General features: G+C 54.8%; 7 protein-coding genes. 4 read left to right on the forward strand and 3 right to left on the reverse strand.

The window, feature by feature from the left end; genetic code table 11:
* The first annotated feature begins 202 nt into the window (after window positions 1-202).
* From PsAD46_RS13130 to PsAD46_RS13145, 4 genes are all read left to right on the forward strand, one after another.
* A complete protein-coding gene (locus PsAD46_RS13130) occupies window positions 203-1,804 on the forward strand; it encodes a peptide chain release factor 3 (protein ID WP_063293290.1) in 1,602 nt (533 codons plus the stop codon).
* A 113-nt stretch (window positions 1,805-1,917) separates the two neighbouring features.
* Window positions 1,918-2,961, forward strand: a complete 1,044-nt coding sequence (locus PsAD46_RS13135; RefSeq protein ID WP_063307101.1) for a class I SAM-dependent methyltransferase — start codon at window positions 1,918-1,920, stop codon at window positions 2,959-2,961.
* A gap of 131 nt (window positions 2,962-3,092) precedes the next feature.
* Window positions 3,093-3,791, forward strand: a complete 699-nt coding sequence (locus PsAD46_RS13140) for a pseudouridine synthase (RefSeq protein ID WP_063305166.1) — start codon at window positions 3,093-3,095, stop codon at window positions 3,789-3,791.
* A gap of 124 nt (window positions 3,792-3,915) precedes the next feature.
* Window positions 3,916-4,305, forward strand: coding sequence for a hypothetical protein (locus PsAD46_RS13145; protein ID WP_063293287.1), 390 nt, complete (start codon window positions 3,916-3,918; stop codon window positions 4,303-4,305).
* A gap of 115 nt (window positions 4,306-4,420) precedes the next feature.
* Here the strand turns inward: PsAD46_RS13145 and PsAD46_RS13150 are convergent, their stop codons facing one another.
* The 3 genes from PsAD46_RS13150 to PsAD46_RS13165 all read right to left on the reverse strand — a co-directional run bounded on the left by PsAD46_RS13150 (window position 4,421) and on the right by PsAD46_RS13165 (window position 6,549).
* Window positions 4,421-4,798: a hypothetical protein gene (locus tag PsAD46_RS13150; RefSeq protein WP_208981835.1), complete on the reverse strand. Its 378-nt coding sequence runs from the start codon at window positions 4,796-4,798 to the stop codon at window positions 4,421-4,423.
* 85 nt (window positions 4,799-4,883) lie between these two features.
* Complete coding sequence (locus tag PsAD46_RS13155; RefSeq protein ID WP_063307102.1) at window positions 4,884-5,774, reverse strand: AraC family transcriptional regulator; 891 nt, start codon at window positions 5,772-5,774, stop codon at window positions 4,884-4,886.
* Between the two features lie 436 nt (window positions 5,775-6,210).
* A complete protein-coding gene (locus PsAD46_RS13165) occupies window positions 6,211-6,549 on the reverse strand; it encodes a hypothetical protein (RefSeq protein WP_063293283.1) in 339 nt (112 codons plus the stop codon).
* Between the last annotated feature and the right edge of the window lie 522 nt (window positions 6,550-7,071).

Below are 7,071 nucleotides of genomic sequence, written 5' to 3' on the forward strand. Positions count from 1 at the left end.
TTCAGCGAAGGGCTGGCATTGCTTCATTACATTCTGTAAGACCCAATCCGACAAAAGTTTCAGCAGATTTTGCGCGTGTCAGGTGTTCCTTGCTGCGGACGGCCATAAGCCGGAAAGAACACCTTAGAACTTTGCGCCAGATGGATACCCTCAAATCTGCACTATTAGAATACGCAGGAGTTTGCCTGCAAAAGGAGGCTCTATGAGCACAGCAGGCACGGAAGCCTATAAGGCACGCCGCACATTCGCGATCATCTCTCACCCGGATGCCGGTAAAACCACACTCACCGAGAAGCTGCTTCTGGGTGGTGGTGCGATCCGTGCTGCGGGACAGGTGCGTGCGCGTGGTGAGCGCCGCCGCGCCCGCTCTGACTGGATGAAGATTGAACAGGAGCGCGGTATCTCCGTATCATCCTCCGTGATGACGTTTGAGCGCGATGGCATTCTCTTCAACCTGCTTGATACGCCGGGCCACGAAGACTTTTCTGAAGACACCTATCGTACACTGACTGCTGTTGACGCAGCCATCATGGTGATTGACGCTGCAAAGGGTATTGAAACCCAGACCCGCAAGCTGTTTGAAGTTTGCCGCCTGCGCGATATTCCAATCATCACTTTCGTCAACAAAATCGACCGTGAAGGTCGCCACCCAATGGAAGTCATTGACGAGATTCAAGAGGCACTGGCCCTTGATGTAACGCCAATGAGCTGGCCTGTTGGTATGGGTTCTGACTTCTTTGGTGTTTACGATCATATCGGCAACCGCTTCTTCACCTCCACTGAGGGCCGTGGTGGTGCTCTGGATACCATCAAAGATGTTAAAGGTCTGGAAGACCCTGAGTTGGTTGGTGAACTGTTCGATAACATCCGCGAAGAACTGGAAGAAAACGTGGAACTGGGCGGCGCAGGTTACCCTGAGTTCGATCACGAAAGCTTCCTAGAAGGGCATCTGACCCCGGTCTTCTTCGGTTCTGCTCTGCGCGATTACGGTATCGACCAGATCCTCGATTTCATCGCCGCATATGCACCACCTCCACATTCTCAGCCAGCAACGGGTGGCCGCACCATCAAGCCGGAAGAGAAAAAGGTAACAGGCTTCGTGTTTAAGGTTCAGGCCAATATGGACCCCAAACACCGTGACCGCATCGCGTTCGTACGCCTGTGCTCCGGTACATTCAAACGCGGCATGAAGCTTAAGCATGTGCGTGCTGGCAAGCCAATCACCGTGTCCGCTCCAATCTTCTTCTTTGCAGAAGAGCGTGAGATTGCGGAAAAGGCCTATCCGGGCGACGTGATCGGCGTGCCAAACCATGGCCAGCTGCGTGTGGGAGATACCCTTTCTGAGGGCGAAGAAATCCACGTCACTGGTCTGCCAGCCTTCGCGCCTGAAATTCTGCGCCGTGTACGCCTGACAGACACCATGCGCGTTAAACAGATGCGCCGTGGCTTGGAAGATCTGGCAGAAGAAGGTCTGGTGCAGATCTTCAAACCAGCCATTGGCACCAACTGGATTGTCGGTGTTGTGGGTGTGCTTCAGCTGGACGTTGTGGTGGATCGCCTGAAAGCGGAATACCAGACAGAAATCGGCTTCGAGACCGCCATGTACAACACAGCGCGCTGGATCGAGTGTGACGACAAGCTCAAACTTGATAAGTTCCTTGAGACCAACCGCGCCCATGTGGCACTGGACCGGGACGACAAGCCTGTTTACCTCTTCAAAAACGCTTGGGAAGTAAGCTACATCGGTGAAAAGAACCCTGATATCGGCTTCCGCGAAACTCGCGAAATCGTGCATACGTCTTAAGCTTATCTCCGAAAAGCGGTTTGGACTAGAATACGCCTACATACAAAGCCTTGGGCTCGGCGCGTGACTTGAGTGAACGCGACAGGTTCCAGGGCAGCAAGGATAAGAATAAGATGAAAGATCCAGCTCTCGATACATTGCTGCTGCCATTTGAAGATGGCCTGCTCAACTTTTTTGAGGAAGGTGCCGCTGATCAAAAAGCGCTCTTCCTGCGTGCACGCATGGGCTTTGCCATGAATGGCATCGCCAAAGACCGCCTGATCTGCCAGCAGACCTTCGCTCCAGACAGAGACAATCTGGAACGCGCAGGCTTCACAGTTGCACCGGAAGTTGACGGCCAGTACCCGCTCGTCATGCTGCTGCCACCGCGCCAGCGTGACGAAGCCCGCGCCCTCATGGCAAAGGCTGTAAAGTCCGCAGGTGAGGGCGGCCTCGTTGTTGTCAGCGCCTCCAATACAGAAGGTGCCAAGACCGCTGAAAGCGATCTCACCAAACTGGCAGGCAACACCGGCAAAGTCTCCAAGAACAAATGCCGTGTGTTCTGGGCAGAAATTACATCAGAAAATGTGAACCACGAGCTGGTGGAAGAATGGTCCAAACTGGATGCACCGCGCGAAATCATGGAGGGCGAGTTCGTCAGCCGTCCGGGCGTGTTCGCATGGGACCATCTGGACAAAGCCTCTCAGCTTCTTGTCGCGACACTGCCAGAGAAACTGGCGGGCCGTGGCGCTGATCTGGGCTGTGGTTTCGGCTACCTGACCCGTGAAGTTGCCAAACGCGAAAAGGTCAAAGCTATTGATCTTTATGAAGCTGAAAAGCGCGCGCTGGACTTGGCTGAGCAGAACCTGAAGGGTAAGACCGGAGAGGTCGCGCTGGACTTCATCTGGCAGGATGCCACCAAAAAGCTGGCACGCACCTACGACTTCATCTTCACCAACCCGCCATTCCATGCAGGCGGCAAGCAGGACCGGGCTGATATCGGGCAGGAATTCATCAAATCCGCCGCCCGCGGCTTGCGTCCATCCGGTCATCTGTGGTTGGTCGCCAACCGTCATCTGCCATATGAAGCAACGCTGGATAAGGTGTTCGCCTCCTACGAGATCATGGCAGACCAGAACGGCTACAAAGTCATTCGTGCCATCAAGGCGAATAAGTAAGTAAAGCGCGCATACGCCCGAAAAGTGGGTGCCGGTTTTCGGATAAGCGTACGCGTTAAACATGTACGCCCGAAAAGTGGGTACCGGTTTTCGGATAAGCGTACGCGGCAACAGAACCGAAGGTTCGAAAAATGAGACTTGTAAAGCTATTGGCAAATCTGGGATATGGCAGCCGCAAAGAGATGCAGGCCGCCATCCGCAATGGTTGGGTCACTGATAAGGATGGCAACCCAATTAAAGCCGATAGCAAGCTGTCTCATGAAGATATCCTGTTTGATGACGAGCCGCTGGACCCGCCAGAGGGCTCCGTCATCCTGCTCAACAAACCGCTGGGTTATACCTGTTCCATGAAGGATCGCGGACGTCTGGTGTTTGATTTGCTACCAGACCGCTACCGCGTCCGCAAACCAGCTCTGTCCTTTGTGGGCAGACTGGACAAGGACACCACAGGCCTGTTGCTGTTCACTGATGACGGCAAACTCTTGCACCAGATCATCTCACCCAAGGCAGATGCCGCAAAGATCTATGAGGTTGAACTCGACCGCCCGATGACAGGCGGGGAAGCGGATCAGTTTGCATCCGGTGAAATGATGCTGGAGAACGAGACCAAGCCGCTCAAACCAGCAGAACTGGAAGTCCTGAGCGAGACAACAGCCCGCCTCACACTCCACGAAGGCCGCTACCACCAGGTCCGCCGCATGTTCGCCGCCACCGGCAACCACGTAAACAAACTCCACCGCGCCCAACTCGGCAATCTCACCCTGGACGGCGTGGAAGAGGGGAGCTGGAAACTGCTCTCACAAGACGACATCGACAAGATCTTTGGGTGATCGCTGAAAAGAGCATTCAGCCTCACTCCGGCTCCAAATGAGACATGAGACCTTTATTGCTTAAGGCCATGCTAGCAATACTTCAAGCTTTGCAGGATATGGCCTTCTTAAATGAGGTCCATAAATGCACCCGAAACTGAAACTGGCTGCAGCTCTTGTGCTCAGCGGTGTTGCTCTTGCAGCTTGCCAAAGCCCCAACCAAAAACTCATTCATGAGAATATCAAGTCTGGCAAATACCCGCTGACCTATACAAAGAAGGTTGGCAAATACACCTTGTCCTATGGCAAGCCAGACAAAGCGCGGAACTGGCAATTCCTGCTCAGTATCACCCCAACCACCAATCCATTCCGGAACCAGGAAGTGCTGGCGGCGATCTTCGAGACGGTCACGCCCATGTGTAACTCCCGCCTGCCAAATGCCGATCCCAACAAATTCGGTATCCTGAGCAAGAAACCGCTCGTGGATGAGAGCACACAGACCTCAAGGATCCTGCTGTCCTGTAAAACTCGATAGAGCGAAAGATAAGATAGAGCGCTGACGCCGTTCTTCAGCGCTCATTGCCTCAAGCAAACAGCATCACCGCCCAGCCTTCTCCCGCACCATCTCCAGATGAGTCCGGATCTTCTCCTCATACGCCCATGTAGAGAGCAGGTTGCCGAGCCAGTTTTTGGTTGGGTGTGCGCAGGCAGACCATGTAAAGCTGGGTATCCAGCGCTGCCATCCACACCAGCGGAACCCACAGCGACCAGCAGGCGACCTCAGCCAGCACATATCCGCCGGATTGCACAATGACCCAGTTTGTTACCCAGTAAATCCCGATGGCATAGATGATCGTCAGCACGGTCATCAAAACACCCGCAAGCAGCCCCCAATAGAGCCCCTTGCGTGCCCACAGCAGCAAAGACAGGTAGATGCCCCACATCCTGAACAGGGTCAGGAGGTGATAGAAGAACAGGCGCCTGAATATCCAGCCGAAGACCATGAACCGCTCGCAAACAGCCAACACCGCCAAACCCTAAGGCGGCGCCCCTTAACTCCGCGATAAACCGCAGGCGCAGTTTGACGGCAACCCGCTTACCAATCACAGGGGCTTAAGAAAGAGGCCGCACCGGAATGCAGATCACGGCAGTTTGTGGCCCCGTCTCACCGGTCATGGAAGGATACAGCTGGAAGCAGGGGATGTTCTCCGGCTCGTACCCGCTCAATGGCAACCACGTGCCATACATATATTCCCAAGCGGCCTGCGATTGATCATGGGTGATCACAAAGTGTCCGCAGGCATAACGCCCGCCGCCAACCACCATCTTGCCCACTTCGCCCTCAACATCCGCTGGTCCGCGCAGCGTCAGGCAGGAGCTGAAACGCATCTGCTCCACATCGGTCACCTGCGGATCATCGTGGAACAGGCACATCATCTCCGCCCCATGCATCAGCCCGCGCGGTCCGGCCCATGCCATCAGCGCGCCAAACGCCTCGCCAAAAATCTCGGGCCGTTCCTGAAAGTTGCCCGTCCGGCGCACATAAGCCACCGTGCGCGGCTCCAGTTTGCACACCTCCATCTTGTCCGCAACCAGCCCGCTCGCAGGCCGTTCCAGCACCATGGCCTCACCATCAAACGCCTCAACGGACGCAGTCGCATCCCGCCGCCACTGGCTGGCGGACATGCCAAACCGTGCCTGAAACGAACGCGCAAAGGTGGAGGGTGAGGCAAAGCCCATGTCCAGCGCCGCATCGGTAATGGAGATGCTGGCATTCTGCTTCAGCCGCCGCGCGGCCTTTTCAACCCGCACTCGGCTGGTGAACTGATTGACCGTTTCTCCGGTCATGGCCTTGAAGATACGGTGAAAGTGATAGGGAGAAAAACACGCCGCATCGGCAATCTGCGTCAGCGAAAGCTCCTCGCAGATGTTCTGCTCAATGTAATCCATCGCCCGGTTAATCCGCTGCGTATAGATGTTTTTCTGCAAAGCTTCATGCCGCATAATCAGCCCCCCAAACTTGCAAGGAGACTACAACATCTCCCCCAAAAGGGGAGCCTGATTTTAACGCGAAGCAAAGGTAATCCGGCAAAACGGGCAGGGGGTACAACATCAAAAGCACAGCTCGGTCAGGGATAAAGAAAACTCCGCCACTCTATGCTGTCGCCGCCCACCGTTCTTTGCAATTCTTGCTATGTTTGCATCCCACATGCCACGGCCTGTAAAGGCGCTGGCCTGCGAAGGGATGACAGCTCCGCAGACCAGCAGGGCACCCTTGGCGGCAATGCGGGGTGTATGCGCGTTCCGCCTCCGGCACCACAGCGGCTGGCACGCACGGCGCCAAACGCTCAAGCACAGTCGGTCTGCACAGGCGCATCGCGGCAAAACACCTGCCACGGGCACCTATGCAGCCATCAAAAAAGCCGATTGCCTGAGATGATCAGGAACCGGCTTTGTCTGGAAACAGCACTGTTTTGGTTATGGGCTGCGGCTGGTCGACCTGCTCCCGACCGTATTCCCGAAACCTGCTTTTGGGCATGGGAGAGGAATACGCGTCAATAATCTGTCCGCAGCTTTTTTGAAGAGCTTCCAAGCGGTCGCGGAAGGCATAATGCAAAGTGAACAAAGCATCCCGCTCACTGCTGTCCTGCATCCTCTCGCTCAGCAACAGCTGCTGCATATAAGCAAGGTTCTGCAAATCAGATGCAGCGACGAGCACTTCGTCTATTTCATTTTGGAAAGTATTTGTGGCACTACATGCGCAGAGGGAACTGGTCATTTCAATGCCCCTTGTATACGGCAGTTGAAGGACCGCACGTCAAAAGGGCTTTCGACGACCCACTGGCGAGCGGGAGGTTCGAAACCTGATACAAGGCAGGCAGGTTTATTCCTTCCCGAAGGAAGTGTTGTATTCACCGTCCTCCCGCTCATAGCAAAGGGTTTGCGCCTCTTCAGAAAAAAGGCACAAAAAATCCGCCATGTACGGGAGCGGTAACCGCTTGTATCGAGGTTTCGACGCCTCACACATGAATGTGGAATGAAACATCCAACTTGTCAAATCGGTACTTCTGCCAAGGGTGTGGATTGGTGGAAAGTGTAGGGCGTTTCAACGGGAGATTGGGCTAGCCAGATTCCAATCTGTCATCACCCCCATGATGCCGCCATCCCGCACTCGATGCGGCAACTGTGTTTATGCATTGAATGGAACACTATCTCTGAGGAGTGCATTGGCTGTGATGAGTATCTTTCTCGCCAGAGCAATCATTGCCGCTTTGAAGGGCTTCCCTCTTTTGATGAGGGC

The sequence above is a fragment of the Pseudovibrio sp. Ad46 genome, assembly GCF_001623065.1.
Classification (GTDB): Bacteria; Pseudomonadota; Alphaproteobacteria; order Rhizobiales; family Stappiaceae; genus Pseudovibrio.

Coding starts and splice junctions, on each gene's coding strand:
- PsAD46_RS13130 (WP_063293290.1), top strand. CDS start 203: ATGAGCACAGCAGGCACGGAAGCCTATAAGGCACGCCGCACATTCGCG.
- PsAD46_RS13135 (WP_063307101.1), top strand. CDS start 1,918: ATGAAAGATCCAGCTCTCGATACATTGCTGCTGCCATTTGAAGATGGC.
- PsAD46_RS13140 (WP_063305166.1), top strand. CDS start 3,093: ATGAGACTTGTAAAGCTATTGGCAAATCTGGGATATGGCAGCCGCAAA.
- PsAD46_RS13145 (WP_063293287.1), top strand. CDS start 3,916: ATGCACCCGAAACTGAAACTGGCTGCAGCTCTTGTGCTCAGCGGTGTT.
- PsAD46_RS13155 (WP_063307102.1), bottom strand. CDS start 5,774: ATGCGGCATGAAGCTTTGCAGAAAAACATCTATACGCAGCGGATTAAC.
- PsAD46_RS13165 (WP_063293283.1), bottom strand. CDS start 6,549: ATGACCAGTTCCCTCTGCGCATGTAGTGCCACAAATACTTTCCAAAAT.